Raw genomic sequence first — 21,578 nt, forward strand, 5'->3', positions numbered from 1 at the left:
TTCTGAAATTTATTTCTTCAATTTCAGCTATTCACATAGCATTATAGCTCAATGAAATACGATCTGAATTTACTGCCTGTCCTGCTGGTGATGATGGAGGAGCGCAACGTCACCCGCGCTGCGGAGCGGCTCGGGATTACCCAGCCGGCGCTTTCCAATGCGTTAAACCGGCTGCGGGAAACGCTCAACGATCCGCTATTTATTCGCGAGCGCTATGGTATGCGCCCAACGCCAATGGCGGAACAGCTGGCCGAAGTGGTTGCGGCTTCGCTGGGCGCTATTGATAAAGTTATCCTCGGTCAGCAGGATTTTGACCCACGCCACGCTACCCGGCTCTTTACACTGGCCCCCAACAGCTACGTTGAATTCGTCATGATGCCGACCATCGTGGCACGCCTGCGCACCACCGCCCCGGGCATTCGCCTGCGACTGACGCCGTTTGGCAATGACATTGCCGAAACCGGGGTGATCTCCGGTAACACGGACATGGTGTTGGGTCGTATCGTTGAGCCGCCGGATAATCTGGTGGTACAGCATCTGATGGATGAAGGACTGGCATGCGTAGTCCGGGCCGATCATCCTGAGGTTACTGACGAGCTGAGCGCGGAACAGTATGAGCAACTCCGGCATGTCAATGTACTGCCGCCCGGCCGGATGCGAGCCGGTTTATACCAGGCACTGGAACAGCGCGGACTACGCCGCCAGGTCGCGGTTTCAGTGACGCATTTTCTGGCGGTGCCGGAGATGATTGTGGTAACCGATTACTGCGCGACGCTGCCCCGGCTGATCTGTCAGCAACTGGCAAAAGATCCGCGGCTTAAGGTACTGCCTGCCCCGGTCGATCTGGGCACTTTTCCGGTTGAGATGGGCTGGCACGCACGTTATCGCGACGATCCGGCTCACCGCTGGTTGCGCAGCCTGATGATTGAAGTGGCGCAGACGCTCTCATCCGGCCAGCCATTTAGTTAGCGCGATCATCATTAGCGCACTAATTGTCACTATTGATATGGTAACTATGGTTATCATTATTCCCATCGGAGGCAACAACCTCCTCACAACCAACAGGAATATGACCATGAAAATCATTAAAGCTACTTCAATCGCTGCGCTTGCCGCTCTTTCGCTGATTTCATTCAGCAGCTTTGTACAGAGCGTCTCTGTCACCTCTTCTACGCTGGATGGCGCAGAAGCGAAAATCGCCGCACAGGCTCAGGAACAGGGCGCGCAGTACAAAATTACCGAAGCGAACACCAACAATCGTGTTCACATGACCGCTGAACTGTATAAATAACGGATGGTCGCAAACGGATTTGCCAGAAACGGCTGCCCACTGGGCAGCCTTTTTTGTGTCTGCTCAGGCAAGGCGGGTGTCAGAGGTTGAGCCGCCGCGCCACCAGAGAATGAATGCGCAGAGTGCAATGGCACCCAGTACGTAAAATGCGATGCTGTAGGAGTAACGAGCGGCGATGGCGCCAGTCAGGGCCGGGCTGAGTGAAGCGCCTGTTCCCTGCATCAGCATAATCACGCCCTGGCCGGCGTTGACATGGCCGGTACCGCGTAACAACGAAACAATATAGCCCGGCACCGCCACGCCCAGTATTCCGGCGGCAATGCCGTCCAGTATCTGCACCGGTATCACAAATATCGGTTCGGAGTAGCTGGCGGCCAGCAGCGCGCGCAGCGGCAAAATCAACAGCGCCGCCATAATCAGTGGGCGATAACCGACTGTCCCAATCCGCTTTGATACCCATAGCGCAACCGGAATCATCACCAGTTGTGATATCACCACCGTTGCCGCCGCATACAGACCGGGACTGACCGCCGCCTTAGTACCCGAAGACGCGACACGCATGCTGAGCATCGGCAATAACGCGGCATTAGCCAGATGAAACAGCAGCAGAGTAATCCCGGCGATCAACAGCGCGGGTTGCCGCACCAGCATCCATAAACCCTGAGCCGGAGACGCTTGTTGATGCTTTTCAAAACCACGCGCCACCTGATGATCGATCTCATCGCCACGGATCGCCAGCGTAGCGACGGCGGCAAATATCGCCATCATTGTCATCAGAATAAACACCGCAGCCATTCCCCAGTACCAGGCCGAATAGCCAGCCAGCAGCGCAGCAACGGTATTACCGCCATGGTTAAAGGCTTCGTTACGGCCCATCTGCCGGTTAAACCCTGCCTGACCGCTTAGTCCCAGAGTGATACCGGCTACCGTAGGGCCGATAAACGCCGCAGCAATGCCCGCCACGATTTGCGATACCATGACGGTCCAGCTCTGATCGCTGTACCACAGCAGCAGCGTGGCGAGCGTAATGACCAGACATCCCAGCAGCACGATTGTTTTTTTATACCGGCTGGCATCCGCTGCAATCCCGGCAGGCAACGTGGCCAGCAGCCCGGCAATGCCGCCGCAGGTCATCACCAGCCCGATTTCGTCGGGCCGCCAGTGCCGCCCGGTCAGAAAGATACCCAAAAACGGGCCGAGGCCGTCACGTACGTCGGCCAGAAAAAAACTCATCAGACAGAGAGCGGTGAGAGAACGCTGAGACATAAAATTTCCCTGAAAGCGAAGTCACGCGTTTGCGCTTCGTTTAAAACAGGAATTATGGTTTAGCGCCAGAAAAGTTACGGCGAGTTAAAGTAACAAAATAAAAAAGGCCAGCCGTATACCACGTTACGGATGGCCCTGAGAAGAGCTGGCACAGGCCAGCTACGCTTTAGCTAAGCGGCTTATTTATCGTTGCCGAAACCCTGTTTAATCAACGCGGGCAGCACGTTCGGGAAGTAGATGTTTTTATAGTAACCGCTGACGCTTTCGCTCCAGCTTTCGCCATCACTGCGTCCGATGTTTTTCCAGTGCTGGACCATCTCATCGTTATAGGCAGCGATGTGTTGCGCCATTTGCTCAGTCCGATAGGTCTCTTCATGGCGGAAGGTTGCCATCGGCAGACGCGGTTTCTGATGCGCAGGCTGATCAACGTGGCCGATAACCACACCGGCAATCGGGAAAGTCAGAGCCGGCAACTCCAGCAGCGAAATCATCGCCTGCGGATCGCGACGAATACCGCCGATTGGTACAATACCCAATCCTTCCGCCCGCGCGGCTGCCATTACCGAGCCCAGCGCAATGCCGATATCGGTGGAGCCGGAGACAATACTTTCAATGCTCTGATGGGCAATCTGCTGCTGATCGATGGCCGATATCGCCAGATCTGATTTATGCATATCGAGCACGAAGGTAATAAATACCGGTGCTTTGGCAATCCACGGCTGACCGCCAGCTATGGCAGCGATCTGAGCGCGTCGGCTGGCGTCACGCGTCACCACCACTGAAACCTGCTGCGAGTTCACCGACGTCGGCGCGCGATAGGCGGTACTGATTATCCGATCCAGAACCGCATCATCGACCGGTTGCTCTGTAAAACTGCGTTCACTTTTGTGGCTGGTAAAAATATCGATCAGGTTGCTCATAGTTCTCCCCTTATAAAGCCCAAGAATAACAGCTAACTGCGGGGAAAAACTTAACCGCACTGGCCTTACACTCGCGCCTTCTGCTACCTGCCCCAGCGGCTTCTCAGATACTCCACCGCCTGGCGGGTCTGAGGCTGATTAAGGTAATTCTCGCGAAACAAAATGGTGCCATCGATATTGGGGTTCGATTCATTCAAATCGAGCTGCTTTTTCAGCTCAGGCACGCCACCCTGTCGGGTCCAGTCAGGTTCAATCTTTGACGGTTCGCCCACTTTATACAGCGCCAGCCCGATATAAAGCCGGGTTTTGGTCGGTTTCACCACCTCAGCCCACCAGTTAGCCAGTACGTCATACCGTGCGGCCTGGCGCGAGAACGGCCAGTAGAGCTGGGGCGCGATGTAATCCAGTAGCCCCTGCTGCACCCAGCGCCGGGTATCCGCATAGGCTTCGTCATAGGCGGCGGCTCCACGGGTATCAGAACCGGCAGGATCGTGTGACAGATTGCGCCAGACGCCTGCCGGGCTGACGCCAAATTCGACCTCTGGCTTCAGTTGCTTAATGGTGCGGGATACCTGCTCAATCAGCAACTGGGTATTGTGTCGCCGCCAGTCTGCTTTAGCAGCAAATTCCTGGCCGTAGCGGCGGAAAGTCTGGCTATCGTTGAGCATCGAACCGGGCGATTCAGCATAGAAGTAATCATCAAACTGCACCCCATCCACCGGATAACGCGCGACAACTTCGGCCACGATGCTGGTGATCCAGTCACGCGCCGCCGGTATGCCAGGGTCAAGCACAAAACGGTCGCCGGCCGTACGTATCCAGTCCGGATGCAGCACAAATACGCTGGCCGGATGCAGCGACAGGGTGCGATTCAGCGCACTGACTGTCGAAGGTTTGGTGTTCACCGCGACGCGGTAGGGATTAAACCAGGCGTGTACCTTGATGCCGCGCTTATGCGCTTCATCCAGCATAAACTGCAGCGGATCGTAGCCAGGGTCCTCACCGATTTTGCCGGTCAGCATATCTGACCACGGCAGAATTTTTGATGGCCACAGCGCGGTAGCATCGGGTTTAACCTGAAAGAATACCGTGTTGATGCCGAGACTTTTTAGATTGTCCAGCTTAGCGATCAGCGCCTGCTGCTGCTGGCTGATACGTAGCGCGGGTGCATCGCCGTTGACCGATTCAACCGGCGGCCAGTCGAGACGTGAAACGGTGGCGATCCAGACGCCGCGCACCGGCTGTTGAGTCTGCGGCTTTGGGGTCACCGGCAACGGCTGTTTCGTGACCGGTGGCAAAGGGGTAACCAGCGAGCGCGGTGGTTGCGAGGCGCAACTGACCAGCAGCAGTGCAGTGGCCAACGCCAGGCCTCGCCTGATAAAGGTCCGTGTCGGGCCGGGACGGTGATAAACGGCGATGATGAACTCCGGTAAATTCTGGTCGGGTCGCAAAAGGGACATTCTCGATGACCGGGATTAAAAGTCAATGCGTTACGACGATGAAACCGCCGCTGTCCCGTCCCTGCTTGCTGCATCACCGCCGCCTGATGCTGGTTGGCTAGTGGCTGCGCCACGCTGACAAGGTGACGGTCTGGCTGATGCCATCGTCAAGCGCATGGTCAGCCAGCCTGAACTGATAATCGCCAGCGGCGAGTTGCCAGTATCGGCTTGCGGGATCAAACACCGCCAGACAACGGGATTCAATCCCGATCGGTATCGTCCGCTGTTCGCCCGCCTCCAGCATCACTTTATGAAACCCCACCAGACGCCACGTCTGGCCGGGCTCTCCAGTCCGTCGGCCATACAGCTGAGCCACCGTTGCGCCGGCCCGCTCGCCACTGTTTTTTACCACCACGCTGGCATGTAGCTGATCATCCTGCTGGGTGATCTGCAGACTGTCGGCAGAAAAGGTGGTGTAGGAAAGACCGTAACCAAAAGGAAACAGCGGGCTCAGTCGCTGCCTTTCAAACCAGCGGTAGCCCACATCAGCGCCTTCAATATTGTAATCGACATGAAACACGCCACCGCGCAGCGGTTCACCCGGATTGGAGGTAGTGACTGACGGATCGGTCATCGCCGGGCGCGGCAGTTGGTTTTCATCACGCGGGAAGGTTACCGGCAGGCGTCCTGATGGATTCACCCGACCAAACAGCACTCCGGCAATCGCTTCTCCCCCACCCGAGCCCGGATAAAATGCTGCCAGCACGCCGCTGACCTGCTCCAGCCAGGGCATCTTAACCGGGCCGCCCGACTCAATCACCACAATAGTATGCGGATTGGCACGCGCCGCCGCGCTAATCAGGCGGTCCTGTTGATCCTGCAGGGCCAGATCGGGCAGATCCTGTCCTTCGGTATTCCACGATTCAACAAACACAATCACTGCATCAGCTCCGGCGGCCTGCGAGGCAATCGCGGCGTGATCGCTGCCGTCGAGATAATCCACCCGGGCCGCGCCCGACTGGCAGCGGATGGCGTGCAGCGGCGAGGAAGGATGATAAACTTTCGGTACCGCCACGCCCATGATGGCAGCACCCTGTTCCGCATAGTGCCCAATCGGCGTGACTGAAGAGGAGCCGCCGCCGGATAACACGCCCTGGTCAGCGTGGCCGCCAATCACCAGCAGTCGTGGCAGATTCAGTGCCAGCGGCAAACAACCAGCGTGGTTTTTCAGCATCACGAGGCCATTTTCTGCCGCCCGCTGCGCAATCAGCCGGTGCGCGGTGTAATCTATTGGCACGCCAGGCCGGGCCGGGAAGTCAATCGCCCCGACCGCAAACAGGCTTCTTAACTGCCGTCTGACCATCTCATCCAGCCGCTCAGCCGGGACCCGTCCCTGCTCCACCGCCCGCCTCAACGGCTCGCCAAAAAAAGGCTCGGGGTCCATATTGCTGCCGGACTGAACATCTAACCCGGCCAGCGCCGCCTTTTCGGTAGAATGGGTCGCGCCCCAGTCGGACATCACCCAGCCTTTGAAGCCCCACTCGGTTTTCAGAACCTGCTGCAATAGATGGTGGTTTTCACTGGCCCATTCGCCGTTGACCAGGTTGTAACCTGGCATCACCGCACCCGGTTCTCCCAGTTCAATAGCTATCCTGAACGCCAGCAGGTCAGACTGCTGCATCGCCTGTTCATCCAGATCGGAACTGACCAACACCCGTCCGGTCTCCTGCGCATTGAGCGCAAAATGTTTCACGGTAGAGACCACATGCTGTGACTGAATGCCTTTTACCGCATGTCCGGCGATGATGCCGGTCAGCAGCGGATCTTCTGCGATATACTCAAAATTTCGACCGCCACGCGGTTCGCGGATCAGATTGGCACCGCCCGCCAGCTGCACGTTAAATCCTTTTGCGTGCGCCTCCCGCCCCAGCATATTGCCGGTGGTTTCCGCCATCGCCGGATCAAAGCCCGCACCCAGTAATAGTGAAGAAGGCAGCGCGGTGGCATTGTCGCCGGGCCGCACATTAGCCAGGTTGCCGACGCCAAGACTGGCATCCGATTGTTGCATTGCCGGTATGCCTAGCCGCTCAATTGCCGGATAACAGGCAGCCGAACCTAGTGCGCCAGGGATTCGGGCTTCACCCGGCGCGGGAATCGCCATCGGACCACTCAGCCAGCGCATTTTTTCATCCATCGTCATCTGTTCCACTACGCTTTGGGCGCGTTGATCAGCGCTCCGCGTCCGGTCCTGCCAACGGCTTGTCATGATATTCTTCCTGAAGTGGGTGAGAGTTATTCAAGACTAGCGTTAAACGGGACGGTTAGCCCCGAAACGGTAATCAATCCAGCTCCGGGTACCCGTTCGACCGGCGAGTTACAGTCCATGCAAAGACGATAAAAGTGCTGAGCTGGCATAACATCTGTACCTCTTTGGGCCGTTACAGATACCATTGGATGACAATCACTACTGCTACAACCTCGTGGTCAGTGACCGCTACCGTTATTATGACGGAAATAAAAAAGCCCGACGATGCGGGCTTTTTTATTTACTTTTAATGCGGAAACTAAGATTTACTTTCTTTACTACTGTTCGGATTGGTAAAAAAACGTGATATTAAAAATAAAAACACCTTAACAAACGCTGCAAGCGTTGCGACTGTTACCACTGCCTTTGAAATTGTTGCTGGCATAGAATACCACTCTAAATATGATACGCCAGCGCCACTAAGGAAAGCGGCACCTGTAAGCACTCCTGCCATTGCAGCTAAACCGCAGATTAATTTTGCCATCTATTCCCTCAGCTATCGTTGCTGCTAAGTACTTTACCAGGTGCACTGGCCACCAATACTTCCTCCAGCATTATTTCTGCCGGTATTGTTATTACAGGAACCGATACCACCACCGATAGCACTGGCTACGGCCGTACCTGCGCCACCTACCGAACCCGCAACCATTCCGCCCAAAATACCATTGAGACAGTCTTTCAGTTCAGGATGAGCGGCGACCAGCTGAAGAACGCCATTGTCTGGAACAAAGATATTAGGGTGACTGCCAGAACTGCTACCGTGCTGACTGGTTCAGGCGCCTGCGCCAGCATAAGCAGGATCCTAAGCTCCACTTGCACCTGCGATAAACGTCAACTGCATTTTATTTAACATTTCCATTTTTAATCCTCTTAAATATTTATTCTTACCTGAAGAGAACTGTACTGCAGAACAGGTATATCAATTAAGTGAAGCATAATCAAAACGTGTCTCAGCTAATATTTTAAAGTGACGTAGTTGAAACAAAAGAAGATTGTGATAAAGCAGACCCAATTGGCAATGAATTAATAATAAATAAAGCTGAAATGCCCTGATGCTTTTTAAAGATATGTGCGTAATTTCACATTCCCCATTAAATGCAGACCCGTATGTGGCTCTCCCATATTTCTGTCGCATTTAATAATCAAATTCAATGTGTGATGCCTTCTATGCAGCAGGTAATAGCACCAGACAACCCTCTTATGGGGTAAAAAAGATAGGCTGGCACGTTTAACCTGATATCGCTCATCTGGCAACCTGCCGACCGTTGAAAGCGCTCCAGATCTTTTAGCGCGGCGGACTGAATTCGATGCCAGCCGAGGTCAGGCAGGCTTTCAGCGTGCCGAACGCATCCTGGCACTGCCGTTCGTTAACGCAGGCATAGCCGAGCAGCAGACCGCGTTGGTCCTGCGGATGCATATAGTATTGTGATAACGGCCGGACTTTGACGCCACGCGTTAACGCCTGCGCCGCAATCGCCACATCATCTGTTCCGGGCGGCAGCGGCATGACCAGATGCAGGCCCGCTTCATGATTGACCGGCGGTAAGAACGAAGCTCCGAGATAGCGCTCGATCAGCTTACATAAAAACTGACGTCGCTGACGGTAGAGCAGCCGCATGCGGCGGATATGATCCATGTAATGGCCCAGCCGGATGAACTCCGCCAGCGCCCGCTGAATCAGCAAATGTCCGCCGCGATACAGCTCCGCCGCTGCGATGCGTAACGGTTGTGCCAGCGGCTTAGGCACCACCAGATAACCAATCCGCAATGCCGGATAAAGCGTTTTGCTGAAGGTGCCCATATAGATTACCGGTGCGTCCGCTTCCAGCCCCTGCAGCGAAGGATAAGGCTGGCCTGAGAAGCGAAACTCACTGTCGTAATCATCTTCTACGATCAAGCTATGATGACGACGAGCCAGCGCCAGCAGTGCCTGACGTCGTGCCAGACTAAGATGCACGCCCAGCGGATACTGATGTGACGGTGTAACAAATACCATTTTAGGCGCCGGTCCGCTGTCCGGCACGATGCCCTGCTCATCAACCGGCATCGCCCGAATATCCAGACCGTTCATCCGCAACAGATTACGGGTGCCCCAGTAGCCCGGCTCTTCCATCCATACCCGGTCGCCCGGATCGCACAGCACTCGCGTCACCAGATCCACCGCCTGATGCACCCCTTCGGTAATTAAAATCTGGTCGGCATCGGCCCGCACCGAACGCGCCACCCGCAAATAGTCCACCAGAGCATGACGCAGATCGGGGCAGCCACCGCCGCTGCTATACACCAGCCGGTGAACGTCCGGTTCCCGGTTCAGTCGGGCCTGAATCTGACTGAATAATTTATGGGGGAACTCGGTAACGTCCGGCGCGCCGGGCACAAATGCCCCCCACTGATAGGGTGAAGCGGTGGCATGTCCGAGCAAACTTGCGCCGCGTTTTGACAGCGTTGCCGGCAGCGGTAACGTCACCGGCTGAGTATCAAGCACTGCATCACTTTGCAGGCAGTTTTCTGGCAGCGTTTCAGCAATCCAGGTGCCGCTGCCGGTACGCGCAGTGACATAGCCCTGCGCCATCAGGCTCTCATAAACATGCATCACAGTATTGCGCGACACCCCGAGTTCACGCGCCAGATCGCGGGTCGGTGGCAGTTTTCCGCCGCGCGGGAACACCTCTTCAATAATCGCCGCCTGCATACAATTCAGCAGACGCTGATGCAAAGAGCCGGCGGGTTCAAACTGTAACCGCGCTAATAGATGATCTGCGTACAACAGTTGCAATTGGCTCCACCTTTCCTTCAACAATTGGCTCTGGCAACTCACCGCGCCTCACGCATAAATAAGCGTGTTTGTCGGGAATTGTAAATACTCAATACAGCGAGGTGGATCAAATGAGCGAAAAAAATAGTCTGATGCAGCAACGCAAAGCACAGGCGCTGCCTAAGGGTATCGGTACGCTTTGCGACTGGTATGTCGCCCGGGCCGAGAACGCCACCTTATGGGATCAGGCTGGCAACAGCTGGATCGATTTCGCTGGCGGCATCGCGGTGCTGAACACCGGTCATCGCCATCCGCGCATTGAACAGGCGGTCGCCGATCAGTTAACGAAGTTTACCCATACCGCTTTCCAGATCACCCCATATGAAAGTTACATCGCCCTTGCTGAGCGCATCAATCAGCGGGTACCCATTGCCGGGCCGGCGAAGACGGCATTCTTCACCACCGGCGCGGAAGCGGTAGAAAATGCTGTCAAAGTGGCGCGAGCCTATACCCGTCGTCACGGCATCATTACCTTCGGCAACGCGTTTCACGGCCGGACGTTTATGACCATGGCGATGACCGGTAAAGTGGCCCCCTACAAGCGGGATTTTGGCCCGATGCCAGCCTCAGTCTGGCACGCCCGCTACCCCAGCGAAGTACAGGGGATCAGTGTTGCAGCGGCACTCAGCAGCCTTGACGACATTTTTAGTCAGGACGTTGCGCCGCACGACGTCGCCGCCATTGTGCTGGAACCGGTGCAGGGCGAAGGCGGATTCCACGCTGCGCCGCTGGCCTTTATGCAGTCGCTACGCGAGCTGGCCGATCGCCACGGCATCCTGCTGATTGCGGATGAAGTTCAGAGCGGCTTTGCCCGTACCGGCAAGCTGTTCGCCATGGAACATTATCCGGTGAAAGCGGACATCATCACCATGGCCAAGAGCCTGGCAGGCGGGATGCCACTGTCCGCCGTTGCCGGTCGGGCCGAGGTAATGGATGCGCCCTCACCCGGCGGCCTTGGCGGCACCTACGCCGGTAATCCGCTGGCTATTGCCGCCGCACATGCGGTGCTGGATGTGATTGAAGAGGAACAGCTGTGTCAGCGCGCCGTCAAATTAGGTGCGTGGCTGGAGGCGGAACTGCAAAAACATCATGCCACTTATCCGGCGATTGCCGACGTCCGCGCGCTGGGATCGATGGTCGCGATGGAGTTTCATCAGCCCGGCGATGCACAGGCGGTGCAGCAGGCGGCAATGGCGAATGGCCTGCTGCTGCTGACCTGTGGCGCGAAAGGCAATGTGATCCGCTTCCTTTATCCGCTCACCATCCCCGATGCGCAGTTCAGCCAGGCGCTGGATATTCTGAACGCGGTGCTCAGCCAGGCTCTGACGCCCGTGACTCAGGGTAGCGTTCCGGCCTGATTCCCCCGGCTGATTCATCCGGGCTCTATCCCCCTGCTCGTCCGGGCCACATCCCGGACGCAGCGTCGGAGACGATGACATGACAATGACTCACAACGCGAATGATGATTCGCTGGCGCAAAATCTGAAGCCTCGCCACGTACGGATGCTTTCCATCGCCGGGGTAATTGGTGCTGGATTGTTTGTGGGCTCTGGCCACGCCATTTCAGAGGCAGGACCGGCAGTATTAATTTCCTATGCGGCGGCCGGAGCGTTGGTGGTGCTGATTATGCGAATGCTGGCTGAGATGGCGGTCGCATCACCTGATTCCGGCTCGTTTTCGACCTATGCCGACAAGGCGCTCGGCCGTTGGGCGGGCTTTACCATCGGCTGGCTCTACTGGTGGTTCTGGGTGCTGGTGATCCCGCTGGAGGCCAATGCGGCCGGAACGATACTGCATGCCTGGTATCCACAGGTGGCTATCTGGCAGTTCACTCTCGCCATCACACTTATTCTGACCGTGACCAATTTGCTGAGTGTGAAAAATTATGGCGAGTTTGAATTCTGGTTTGCGCTGATCAAAATCGCCGCCATTATTCTGTTTCTCGGCGTGGCGGCGGCGGCGGTGTTGGGGTGGTTGCCCGGCAGCGGGACTCAGGGACTGTCACATCTGTATGATACCCACGGCTTTATGCCGAACGGAATGGGCGCGGTGATGGCCGCGATCCTCACCACCATGTTCTCCTTTATGGGCACCGAGATTGTGACTATCGCCGCCGCCGAGTCGAAGAATCCTGGTAAGCAGATCACCCAGGCAACCAACTCGGTCATCTGGCGTATCGCGCTGTTTTATCTGCTGTCGATATTCTTTGTGGTGGCGCTGGTACCGTGGAATACGCCGGGCCTGGTGCAACAGGGTTCCTGGCAGACGGTGCTACAGGCGATGAACATCCCGCACGCCAGGCTGATCGTTGATCTGGTGGTGCTGATGGCGGTGTGCAGTTGCCTCAACTCGGCGCTCTATACTTCATCGCGGATGCTCTATTCACTGTCACGCCGTAAAGATGCGCCCGCCGCCGCCTCCCGCACCAACCGCAGCGGCACGCCGTGGATTGCGGTGCTGCTCTCTACGGGTGCCGCCTTTCTGGCGGTGATAGCCAACTATCTGGCCCCAAGCGTAGTATTTGAGTTTTTGTTGGCGAGTTCCGGCGCTATTGCGCTGCTGGTCTACCTGGTGATCGCCGCCTCGCATCTGGTGCTGCGTAAAAAACGCGAAAAAGCGGGTGAAGTGCTGAGCTATCGGATGTGGCTGTTTCCCGGCCTCACCTGGTTCACCATCCTGTTTATCGTTACGGTGCTGGTGGTGATGCTGTTTGATGACCGTCATCAGGCTGAACTGCTGGCAACCGGCGGGCTGACGCTGGTGATCATCGCCACCAGCTACCTTTTGCACCGCAAAAGAGAGAAACGGCAGAGCGCGAAGTTTTATCCCCTGCACTCTTCCGATCACTCCTGATTATAAGCTCTCCATCAACACGCCCAGGGAGGGGCGCTGTTCAATAACTCACCATTTTTTCCGTTCCGGCTTCAGGCTGCATTATTCTGGCGGCGAGCCTGACGAAATTATTAACAGGCCGTTTATTGCGTGACAGCTTCCATTCAGCCGTAATGAAGATTGAATTAACCCGCGTGGCGAACAGGTTGATAAAAAGCTGATTCAACTTTGCCGATTTACATTAAAAAATCCGTAAAAAGCGAGGATCTATCATTTATAACAATCTGCAAAACGGGACAGCGTCATTCACAGCGCTGACCCGCAGTTGTTTATAACCTCAACAGTGGCGTCATTTAAAGATAAGTGACCGAAACAATCCCTTTACGTTTAGCGGCATCAAGCCAGTGCGTCGCCACAGTCACGGGCAGAGAGTCGAGTGACTGCGACTTCATCAGGTCAGCGGTGCGGACTACCGTCTGGCCATTCTGCGGATCGGAGCAATAAAAAGTCGCAGGATTGTGGATCACTTTCATATTACAGGAGGCCGTGAATATTCCTCCACTGAAGCCGATCGCACCTGAAGATGACGCCATCTCTGCGCTGGCAGACGGGCCGGCCAGGGTAAATAGCAGTGTCGCCAGACAAGCATACCGATATGATTTCATTGTGCATTCTCCTGGATGTGTATACCTGTTATCGGCAGCTGCACCGATACATTAAGCTCAGAGATAAAAACACTGGGAAAGAAACGGTTTGATGCGATAAAGAGCCAGAGATTCAGACGACCGCTGGCGTGCAATATAAAACAATGAAAATGACTGAACAAAATCAAGTATAGCGTAGCCGCTGATTTTTTAACGCAATCTGAAATTTACTTATTCATGCAGTCCATAAAATGTCGGTTTACTGACTGGTCTTCTATCCGAGCATCTAAATAAACGCATCATGAAACAGGCAGAAATTACCGACAGCATTTCCACATCGCATTCTGGTAACGCACCTGCTGACTTTATTAATTATCAGGCGTTAATTGTTTTACCTTAAGCTGGCCAGCGCGCATAAACACATGATGACAGCATCAATGAATCAACTTACCTGAGCGATACTTTTGTACAGCTCATCAAGAAACAGCCGCAGCGCGGCGGACTGGTGCTCGCGCGACAGATAAAGTCCCCAGATACCCAATGTTTGTGGCCGGTAATCAGGGAGCAACTGCACCAGCTTGCCGCTAGCAAGGCTGCTGCGGGCTTCCTGCTCGGGCACCATTGCCACACCGCAGTCGGCAATGGCGGCATCACACAACAGCGATGAGATGCCGGCACTGAAATTCCCCCTGACCGCCACGGCGATCTTTTCACCCTGTGGTGCCGTAAAATGCCAGCTTTGTCCGGCAAATCGGCTGTAATAAAGACAGTTGTGCGACGATAACGCCTCTGGCGTCTGTGGCGTTCCCTGTTTCGCCAGATAGCCCGGCGAGGCACAAAGTACCGAACGACATTCGCCCAAACGACGCGCGATCGCACCCGGCTCCGGCGCGTCTGTGATGCGGATCGCCAGATCGATGCGCTCGCCTATCAGGCTGACCGGTTGATTATTAATTTCCAGCTCAATACGCAGCGCCGGATAGCGACTAAGGAAATCAGGAATTGCCGGGCCGACCAGGTGAGTCGCGGTAAAATGCGCGCAGGCGATACGCAGCGTACCGGCGGGCATCGCCTGCGTCGATTCCTGCTCAATCTCTTCCGAAAGCCGCGCCAGCTGACGGGTTCGCAGCAAAATTGCCTCGCCGGCGGGGGTGATAGTCAACCGACGCGATGAACGGTGCAGCAGGCGCGTCCCGGCCCACTTTTCCATCTCTTCCAGATAGCGGCTGACCATCGGCCGCGAAATGCCCAGCGCCCGTGACGCCGCACTCAGGCTGCCCAACTCACATATCCGGTTAAACACCGCCGCGGCTGTCACGCGATCCATCTCATCACCTGTACGATTTATGAAACTCAGCATCTCTGATTGCGGGAATTCTATCAGATATCAAAAGCCGTAAAATAGCGCCCGGTGATGTGCAGATAAATAAAGCGCCAGCGGATGAGCGAGCAGTAACGCCTGCATTCTCCACCGGTGACTGCGCTGAAGTTCGTCAGGCAACCTTTTCCGCTACTCTGAGGATTAATAATGAAAACCACGCTGTTACCGTTAACGCTGATTCTGGCCTCGGCCGCCGCCACGGCGGCCCCGCTGCAATTCGAAACCTACAACCCGCAGCACGACGGTATTTTCGCCGTTTCCTCAACCCTGGTGAGCGGACCGAAAGAAGCCATTCTTTTCGATGCGCAGTTCAGCACCATTGACGGTGAAAAACTGGTTGAGATGATTAAACGGAGCGGTAAAACGCTGAAAGAGATTGTCATCACCTCTGGCGATCCTGATTTTTATTTTGGTCTGGAACCGATTGTGAAGGCCTATCCTGACGTGAAGGTGGTTGCGACGCCGGGCGTGGTGAAACACATTCAGCAGACGCATCAGGCCAAGCTGAAATACTGGGGACCGCAGATGAAGAAGGGCGCGCCGGATAAACTGACCCTGCCGAAAGTCACCGATCAAACCCGCTTCAGCGTCGATGGAGAAGTGCTGGAGCTGCGTCATCCGGATGAATATGCCGCTTACGTCTGGGTCCCGTCGGAAAAGACCATTCTGGGTGGAACGGCGATTTCATCCGGCATTCATGTCTGGACCGCCGATACGCAGACGGTGCAAAGCCGCACCGCCTGGCGCAACGTGCTGACTGAAATGCAGGGGCTGAAGGCGAAAAATGTCATTCCGGGGCACTACCTCGGCGAACGCCCGGCCGGGAGTCAGGCGGTAGATTTCACCCTCAATTACCTCAAAAGCTTTGACGCGGCTCTGGCGCAATATAAAACCTCATCGCAGGTCATCAGCGCGGTTAAAGCCACCTGGCCACAGCTGGCAGAAGAAGGGTCACTGGAACTCAGTGCCAAAGTGAATACCGGCGAAATGAAATGGTAAGCTGAACGCATTGTTCACGCGCCCTGACCCGCCGTCTCTCCCGGGACGGCGGGTCGTCAGCCGCGTTGCGGTGCTGTGGAATTATTCTGCAGTCAGCTGTCTGGGATGCAGCCCCGCAACCGGACTTAATGCTTCAAGCCGGGCAGCAATAGCCAGAATTGTCGCTTCATCGTGCCATTTCCCGGTGATCTGAATGTTGATCGGCAAGCCCTCACTGCTCTGACCAAAGGGTAAGGCAATACCTGGCAATCCGGTCACGTTAAGCGGGACCGTGGCCGCCTGCAGCCAGCTGACATCCACCGTCTGCCCATCAATCACCAGCTGTTCAATTCCGTGCTTATGCGCCGGCGTCGGCAGTACCTGGGTAATCAGTGCATCATAACGTGAGAAGTAATCGGCGTAGCCATCGCGGATACGCTCTGCTGCCTGTTCCGCTTCGATGTACGCCTGCAGCGACGTATCGGGCAGTGACAGCATGGTTCTGGCCATTTTATAGATTTCCGCCGGATCCCGGCCCGCCACGGCTGCCGCAAAAGCAGGCTTCATCTCCATCACGTGCAGACGGTTGAACACGTCCAGCGCAAAGTCACGTTCCAGCGCGGCAATCCCCACCTCCTCAACCTGCACCCCGCTCTGTTGCAGTGCCGCGGCCGCCGCTTTCACCACCGCCGCCACTTCCGCATCAACCGGACCGAAGCCGGGTCCGGTCATCCAGCCAATACGCAGCGGACGAGGCTGGACACTATGATCGGATAGCGGATGGGCGGCACGGGTAGCAAAAGCATCCTGCCCATCCGGGCCCGACAGCAATGAGAAAGCGAGCGCTATGTCGCGTACGGAGCGCGCCATCGGGCCGACATGCCAGAAACGACGCGGTGCGCGCGGCCAGATACCGGTCATCGGTATGCTGCCATGGGTGGCTTTGATTGAGGTGATACCGGTCTGAGACGCCGGACCACGGACAGAAATGGCCAGATCGGTGCCCAGTCCGAGTGGCGACATCCCGGCGGCAATGGCGGCAGATTCGCCCCCGCTAGAGCCGCCGGGCGTGCGCGTCAGGTCCCAGGGATTGTTCGTGCGGCCGCTGAGTAAATTGTCGCTTTCGATCCAGTATGAGAATTCAGGCAGATTGGATTTAGCCAGCAGAATGCCGCCGGCCGCTTTCATCCGCGCCACGCTGGTAGCATCCTGCGACGGCATACGATGCCTGAAGATTGGCGATCCGCGCTGCGTCATCACACCAGCGGTATCAATCGAATCTTTGACGGTAAAAGGTACGCCGTGCAGAGGCCCCAGCGGCTGACCTGAACGGACAGCCTGCTCAGCCGCTTTTGCCTCACTCAGTGCGTTCTCCGCCAGCGTGACAATCGCATTAACCTGCGGATTAGTTTGTTCAATGCGATCAAGGTGTGCTTTAACCACTTCCACCGGTGAAACGTCGCCGTTGCGAATCAGTTGAGCCAGTTCAGTCGCGTCGTTAAAAAAGAGTTCATTTTGCATTTTCATTACCCTACCTGTCAGTTGGTAGGTAAACAGTAGATCGCTTATTTTACACTGTCAATAACTACCTGCCAGATGGTAGGATAATGACTTCACCGGAGGAGACACTATGAGTAAGAATGCAAAAGAAGCGATCCTGTCGGCGGCACGTAAAAGTGCGCAGGCCCATGGCTATGTCGGCCTCAACTTCCGCGAACTGGCGAGTGAAGTCGGCATCAAAGCCGCCAGCATCTATCACCATTTTCCTGGCAAGGCGGAATTAGGGGCGGCGGTTGCCCGACGCTACTGGGAAGATACTGCCGCCGATCTTGACGCACTGCGTGAATCAAACCCGGATGCAGCGGCCTGTCTGCGCCAGTATCCGCATATTTTCCGCCGTTCGCTGGAAAGCGAAAACCGGCTCTGTATGGGCAGCTTTATGTCCGCAGAATATGACGATCTTCCCGAGGCGGTGAAGACCGAGGTGCAGCATTTTGCGGAGGTGAATATTGCCTGGCTGGCTGCGCGATTGCAGGAAACCGGCATGACCGACGTGGAGCAGAGTCAGGCACGGGCGCGGGCCATTTTTGCCGCCGTGGCCGGGGCACAGTTGCTGGCCCGCAGCCGTTCCGACATTTCGCTGTTTGATGCGCTGATAACCGATTATCAGGCTGCCGGTCTGCTGCCGGCTTAAGCGCCGGGTTATCGGGCCTGGCACGTCCCGATCGGGTTTCTCACCCCCACCACCAACCCGGTGGGGGATTTCTGCGTTACGGCTTTGCTTACCGTTCGCGCAGCGCTTCGCGGGCCCGGTTAAGCGGCTTGAGCAGATACTCGATGATAGTTTTGCTGCCGGTATGGATCTCCCCCATGGCGATCATTCCCGGATAAACCGGAAAGTGCTTCCCTTTTTTGTTCACCAGATAGTCTTTATCGGTCCGGATATAAACACGGTAAAAATATTGGTCGCGATGAACCTCATCCTGAATCGTATCAGGCGATATCGAGGCAACCTCTCCTTCCAGCCCGCCGTAAATGTTAAAGTCATACGCGGTCAGCTTGACCACGGCGCGCTGACCCGGGGTGATAAAAGCCACATCACGCGGCGCGATCTGCGCTTCAATGATCAGCTGTTCATCCAGCGGCACGATCTCCATCAGGTTGCCACGTTGCGGGATAACGCCCCCCACCGTGTTCACTTCAATATCTTTCACAATCCCTCTCACCGGCGCGACCACAACGGTTCTCTTCAGCGTATCGGCCCGCCCGATAATAATTGAGCGCTGCGAGGCCGCTTCCGCGTTGGCTTTCGCCAGCTCCTCACGCGCCCGTACGATATACTGGTTTTCGGCATCGCTGAGTTTGTTATTCAGTTCATTAGCCTGGCGCTTGAGCCGCAGAACTTCGACGTTACTGGCCGCCCCTCTGGAAACCAGTGACGACGTCAACTGCAGCTCGCGGTTAACCAGGCTTAACGCTTCACGCAGTCCGCTTACCGTCTTCTCCAGATTTTCACGACGCGAGTGATAAAGCGCGGTTTCGGCTGCCACCAGCGCCGGATCCTCGCCCACCTCAGCAGGAAATGTCAGCTCGGTACCGGCGGTTTCCGCCTGTAAGCGCGCGGCGGTTGCCAGCGCAGCGCGCAGTCGTGAGGTACTTTCCTGCAGGCCGGAGTCGATCTGGGTCGGATCCAGCAGCGCCAGGACCTGGCCCGCCTCGACCACATCCCCTTCGTGCACCTTAAGCTCTTTCAGGATCCCGCCTTCCAGCGACTGAATAATCTGCTCATGCGAACTGGGAATCACCTTACCTACCCCGACGGTGACTTCATCCAGCTCAAAATTTGATGCCCAGATAAAGAACAGCAGCAGCATCACCATTACCGCCATCACGATCATGCCGCCAGCAGAGAACCACTGCCGGAAGCGTGCCGTTTTCTTTTTCTTCAAAGCAGAAAGAGGAGTGGTGATCATTTTGCGGCTCCTGAAGTGTTCAGATTGACTCTGCCGTGGTGAGGCGTCGGTTCAGCGCTGGACGGCCGGCTGACCAGCATGGCTTCTTTGCTTCCGTCCCGGACAATTTTACCTTTCTCAATCAGCAGGATACGGTCCACCAGCTGCAGCGCCGCCGGGCGATGAGTGGCAATGATCAGCGTCCGGTTACCCATCCAGACCTTCAGTTTTTCAATCAGGTGCTTCTCTACTCCATCATCCAGCCAGGCGGTTGGCTCATCGAGCAGCAGCACGCTGGGCTGACGCAGGATGGCGCGCGCCAGCAAAAGCTGTTGCCGCTGCCCGCCGGAGAGCCCTTTTCCGCCTTCCTGCAACGGGTAATCCATTCCCTCTGGCAGCTGGCGAATAAACTCAATCGCCCCGCTGATCTCCAGCGCCTGTAACATCTCTTCCTCGGTCGCCAGCGGCATACCTAACCGCAGGTTTTCCCGAATCGTGCCGTAGAACAGCGAGGACGTCTGGCTGACCAGGCCGACATCACGGCGTACATCCAGCGGATCAATCGAAGAGAGACGAACCCCGTCGAGCAGCAGCGCACCTTCGCCTGGCTGTAACAATCCGGCCATCATCTGTAATAAGGTTGATTTGCCTGAGCCGTTGCGGCCCAGTAGCGCAAGCTTCTCGCCCGCCGCGATGGTCAGTTTGTTGACCGCAATAACCGGATTGGGCGAATTGGGATCGTAGCGATAGCTCACCTCAGAGAAGCTGTATTCGCCATAAATTCGCGGCCGATGGATCTGCACGCTGCGCTCAGGCTGATCGACCTCGCTTTTCAGCAGGTTTTCGAGGCCTTCGCGCGCGACTTTGGCTTGCTGCCAGCGGCTGAAAATCATCGTCAGTTGCCCGAGCGGGGCCATCATGCGTGACGCCAGCATTGAGCAGCCGATCAGCACGCCGGTGGAAAGATCGCCGCTCATCGCAAAGAAGGCCCCCACCAGCACCACCCCGATATACGCCACGGTCTGGACTTCACTGGTCCAGCTCATTAGCAAGCTGCTGATAAAACGCTGCTTCTTCGATGATTTACTGATCGCCTCGTTCAGATGATTCCACTGATTCTGAAAGTAAGGCTCAGCGCGCAGCAGTTTGATGTCATCCATGCCCTGAACCGCTTCAACCAGCATGGCGTTGCGTACCGCCGATTCACGCATCGTGGCTTTAGAGAGTTTCGCCAGTGAAGATTGCGCCAGCAGTCCGGGAATAATGATCAACGGCAGAGCCGCCAGCGGGACCAGCACCAGCCAGCCGCCCAGCAGCCAGAGAATAAACAGAAAGATGATCAGAAACGGCAGATCGGCGATAGCAGAGATGGTGGTTGAGGTAATCAGTTCACGGATCTGTTCCAGCTCACGGATTTGAGCAATAAAAGAGCCGGTCGATTTTGGCCTCAGATCGTTGCGTATGCGCAGCGCATGACCAAACACCCGGTCCGAGATCCGCAAATCAGCGCTCTTGCCCGCCATATCTGAAATATGAGTGCGGATAATCCGCATGATAAAGACGAAGGTCAGGGCAATCATCACCCCGCCGAACAACACCCACAAAGACGGAACCGACTGTGAGGGGATGACACGGTCGTAAACCTGCATGGTAAATAACATCGCCGACAGGCCGAGCACGTTGGAAATCAGCGAGGCGAACATGACGTGCACGTAAGCAGGCCACTCTTTCAGAATGGTTTGCCACAGCCAGTCGGCGCGATGCGGTTTGATATAGTCATCTACCCGCGCATCCGGTACCGAGGTCTCCGGTTTGGCTAACAGCACACGCTGCGCATGTTCCGCCAGTTCATCAAGGGTAAGCACGGTCTGCAATTGCTGCTCGCCATTCAGCATCAGGCTGACTTTGCCCTCTTCGCCCAGCGTGGTAATCACCCCAACGCCACGCGGGCCGAAATCAACGATCAGCGGCAGACGCCACGGGTCCAGCAGGTCCGGATGAAAATCATCAAAAATGACCAATAATCCCAGCTGGCGCGCCATGTTTTCAATCAGTTGCTCCTGGCTAAGCTGGTGTAACTGCCACTCCGCCTCGCCTTTAACCCGCTCCGGCGAGCCATCCAGACGATAATGTTTTGCCACCAGCAGCAGCGCTTCCAGCCACGGCGTATAGGTTTTTTTAGGTTGCCGGGAGGATGAAAAATCCTCGTTGCGTTCGGTTTTTATCATAATAATTTTCTCTTACTCACTGCGAGG

General features: G+C 56.1%; 17 protein-coding genes. 6 read left to right on the plus strand and 11 right to left on the minus strand.

Annotated features, from left to right (window positions below; all coding sequences use genetic code 11):
• The first annotated feature begins 51 nt into the window (after window positions 1–51).
• Together ABIB18_RS17460 and ABIB18_RS17465 are read left to right on the plus strand one after the other, a co-directional pair.
• Complete coding sequence (locus tag ABIB18_RS17460) at window positions 52–969, plus strand: LysR family transcriptional regulator (RefSeq protein ID WP_354474998.1); 918 nt, start codon at window positions 52–54, stop codon at window positions 967–969.
• Between the two features lie 106 nt (window positions 970–1,075).
• Window positions 1,076–1,291 (plus strand): YdgH/BhsA/McbA-like domain containing protein, encoded by a 216-nt coding sequence (locus tag ABIB18_RS17465; protein WP_354475000.1) that lies wholly within the window; start codon window positions 1,076–1,078, stop codon window positions 1,289–1,291.
• Window positions 1,292–1,354: 63 nt separating this feature from the next.
• On the opposite strand, the gene ABIB18_RS17470 is transcribed toward ABIB18_RS17465, so the two are convergent.
• From ABIB18_RS17470 to pdxR, 6 genes are all read right to left on the minus strand, one after another.
• The gene (locus ABIB18_RS17470) at window positions 1,355–2,557 is read right to left on the minus strand and encodes an MFS transporter (RefSeq protein WP_354475002.1); all 1,203 of its coding nucleotides are present in this window, start codon (window positions 2,555–2,557) and stop codon (window positions 1,355–1,357) included.
• A gap of 179 nt (window positions 2,558–2,736) precedes the next feature.
• On the minus strand, window positions 2,737–3,477 hold the full coding sequence (locus ABIB18_RS17475; RefSeq protein ID WP_031375551.1) for a nitroreductase family protein: 741 nt from the start codon (window positions 3,475–3,477) through the stop codon (window positions 2,737–2,739).
• An 83-nt stretch (window positions 3,478–3,560) separates the two neighbouring features.
• Complete coding sequence (locus ABIB18_RS17480) at window positions 3,561–4,928, minus strand: glycoside hydrolase family 10-like protein (protein WP_407719900.1); 1,368 nt, start codon at window positions 4,926–4,928, stop codon at window positions 3,561–3,563.
• Window positions 4,929–5,034: 106 nt separating this feature from the next.
• Window positions 5,035–7,182, minus strand: coding sequence for a glycoside hydrolase family 3 C-terminal domain-containing protein (locus tag ABIB18_RS17485; protein WP_354475005.1), 2,148 nt, complete (start codon window positions 7,180–7,182; stop codon window positions 5,035–5,037).
• 298 nt (window positions 7,183–7,480) lie between these two features.
• Window positions 7,481–7,705: a hypothetical protein gene (locus ABIB18_RS17490; protein ID WP_128088269.1), complete on the minus strand. Its 225-nt coding sequence runs from the start codon at window positions 7,703–7,705 to the stop codon at window positions 7,481–7,483.
• A gap of 801 nt (window positions 7,706–8,506) precedes the next feature.
• Window positions 8,507–9,997, minus strand: coding sequence for a MocR-like pyridoxine biosynthesis transcription factor PdxR (gene pdxR, locus ABIB18_RS17495; protein WP_031375555.1), 1,491 nt, complete (start codon window positions 9,995–9,997; stop codon window positions 8,507–8,509).
• Between the two features lie 110 nt (window positions 9,998–10,107).
• Between pdxR and gabT the strand changes: the two genes are divergently transcribed.
• Window positions 10,108–11,394 (plus strand): 4-aminobutyrate--2-oxoglutarate transaminase, encoded by a 1,287-nt coding sequence (gene gabT / locus ABIB18_RS17500; RefSeq protein ID WP_046289335.1) that lies wholly within the window; start codon window positions 10,108–10,110, stop codon window positions 11,392–11,394.
• A gap of 79 nt (window positions 11,395–11,473) precedes the next feature.
• Window positions 11,474–12,889: a GABA permease gene (gene gabP / locus ABIB18_RS17505; protein ID WP_279809884.1), complete on the plus strand. Its 1,416-nt coding sequence runs from the start codon at window positions 11,474–11,476 to the stop codon at window positions 12,887–12,889.
• Between the two features lie 332 nt (window positions 12,890–13,221).
• Here gabP and ABIB18_RS17510 read toward each other — a convergent pair whose 3' ends face one another.
• Entirely contained in the window at window positions 13,222–13,533 is a 312-nt protein-coding gene (locus tag ABIB18_RS17510; RefSeq protein ID WP_089561831.1) for a YmdA family protein, read from the minus strand.
• Between the two features lie 421 nt (window positions 13,534–13,954).
• Window positions 13,955–14,839, minus strand: a complete 885-nt coding sequence (locus ABIB18_RS17515) for a LysR family transcriptional regulator (protein WP_046289357.1) — start codon at window positions 14,837–14,839, stop codon at window positions 13,955–13,957.
• A gap of 201 nt (window positions 14,840–15,040) precedes the next feature.
• Between ABIB18_RS17515 and ABIB18_RS17520 the strand changes: the two genes are divergently transcribed.
• Window positions 15,041–15,892, plus strand: a complete 852-nt coding sequence (locus ABIB18_RS17520; RefSeq protein WP_069729712.1) for a Vmh family MBL fold metallo-hydrolase — start codon at window positions 15,041–15,043, stop codon at window positions 15,890–15,892.
• 81 nt (window positions 15,893–15,973) lie between these two features.
• On the opposite strand, the gene ABIB18_RS17525 is transcribed toward ABIB18_RS17520, so the two are convergent.
• On the minus strand, window positions 15,974–17,398 hold the full coding sequence (locus ABIB18_RS17525; protein ID WP_354475009.1) for an amidase: 1,425 nt from the start codon (window positions 17,396–17,398) through the stop codon (window positions 15,974–15,976).
• A 103-nt stretch (window positions 17,399–17,501) separates the two neighbouring features.
• On the opposite strand from ABIB18_RS17525, the gene ABIB18_RS17530 reads away from it, so the two are divergent.
• On the plus strand, window positions 17,502–18,065 hold the full coding sequence (locus ABIB18_RS17530) for a TetR/AcrR family transcriptional regulator (protein ID WP_069729714.1): 564 nt from the start codon (window positions 17,502–17,504) through the stop codon (window positions 18,063–18,065).
• Window positions 18,066–18,153: 88 nt separating this feature from the next.
• Here ABIB18_RS17530 and ABIB18_RS17535 read toward each other — a convergent pair whose 3' ends face one another.
• The gene (locus tag ABIB18_RS17535; RefSeq protein WP_084227939.1) at window positions 18,154–19,344 is read right to left on the minus strand and encodes a beta-barrel domain-containing protein; all 1,191 of its coding nucleotides are present in this window, start codon (window positions 19,342–19,344) and stop codon (window positions 18,154–18,156) included.
• Window positions 19,341–21,551, minus strand: a complete 2,211-nt coding sequence (locus ABIB18_RS17540) for a type I secretion system permease/ATPase (protein WP_354475012.1) — start codon at window positions 21,549–21,551, stop codon at window positions 19,341–19,343. The genes ABIB18_RS17535 and ABIB18_RS17540 overlap by 4 nt, the downstream gene beginning before the upstream one ends.
• Window positions 21,552–21,578: the final 27 nt, after the last annotated feature.

It is taken from the genome of Pantoea sp. UYEF8 (genome assembly GCF_040546285.1).
Taxonomy (GTDB): domain Bacteria; phylum Pseudomonadota; class Gammaproteobacteria; order Enterobacterales; family Enterobacteriaceae; genus Pantoea; species Pantoea brenneri.

Coding starts and splice junctions, on each gene's coding strand:
- ABIB18_RS17515 (WP_046289357.1), bottom strand. CDS start 14,839: ATGGATCGCGTGACAGCCGCGGCGGTGTTTAACCGGATATGTGAGTTG.
- ABIB18_RS17475 (WP_031375551.1), bottom strand. CDS start 3,477: ATGAGCAACCTGATCGATATTTTTACCAGCCACAAAAGTGAACGCAGT.
- ABIB18_RS17490 (WP_128088269.1), bottom strand. CDS start 7,705: ATGGCAAAATTAATCTGCGGTTTAGCTGCAATGGCAGGAGTGCTTACA.
- ABIB18_RS17465 (WP_354475000.1), top strand. CDS start 1,076: ATGAAAATCATTAAAGCTACTTCAATCGCTGCGCTTGCCGCTCTTTCG.
- ABIB18_RS17520 (WP_069729712.1), top strand. CDS start 15,041: ATGAAAACCACGCTGTTACCGTTAACGCTGATTCTGGCCTCGGCCGCC.
- gabT (WP_046289335.1), top strand. CDS start 10,108: ATGAGCGAAAAAAATAGTCTGATGCAGCAACGCAAAGCACAGGCGCTG.
- ABIB18_RS17535 (WP_084227939.1), bottom strand. CDS start 19,344: ATGATCACCACTCCTCTTTCTGCTTTGAAGAAAAAGAAAACGGCACGC.
- ABIB18_RS17530 (WP_069729714.1), top strand. CDS start 17,502: ATGAGTAAGAATGCAAAAGAAGCGATCCTGTCGGCGGCACGTAAAAGT.
- ABIB18_RS17485 (WP_354475005.1), bottom strand. CDS start 7,182: ATGACAAGCCGTTGGCAGGACCGGACGCGGAGCGCTGATCAACGCGCC.
- gabP (WP_279809884.1), top strand. CDS start 11,474: ATGACAATGACTCACAACGCGAATGATGATTCGCTGGCGCAAAATCTG.
- ABIB18_RS17540 (WP_354475012.1), bottom strand. CDS start 21,551: ATGATAAAAACCGAACGCAACGAGGATTTTTCATCCTCCCGGCAACCT.
- ABIB18_RS17470 (WP_354475002.1), bottom strand. CDS start 2,557: ATGTCTCAGCGTTCTCTCACCGCTCTCTGTCTGATGAGTTTTTTTCTG.
- ABIB18_RS17460 (WP_354474998.1), top strand. CDS start 52: ATGAAATACGATCTGAATTTACTGCCTGTCCTGCTGGTGATGATGGAG.
- ABIB18_RS17525 (WP_354475009.1), bottom strand. CDS start 17,398: ATGAAAATGCAAAATGAACTCTTTTTTAACGACGCGACTGAACTGGCT.
- ABIB18_RS17510 (WP_089561831.1), bottom strand. CDS start 13,533: ATGAAATCATATCGGTATGCTTGTCTGGCGACACTGCTATTTACCCTG.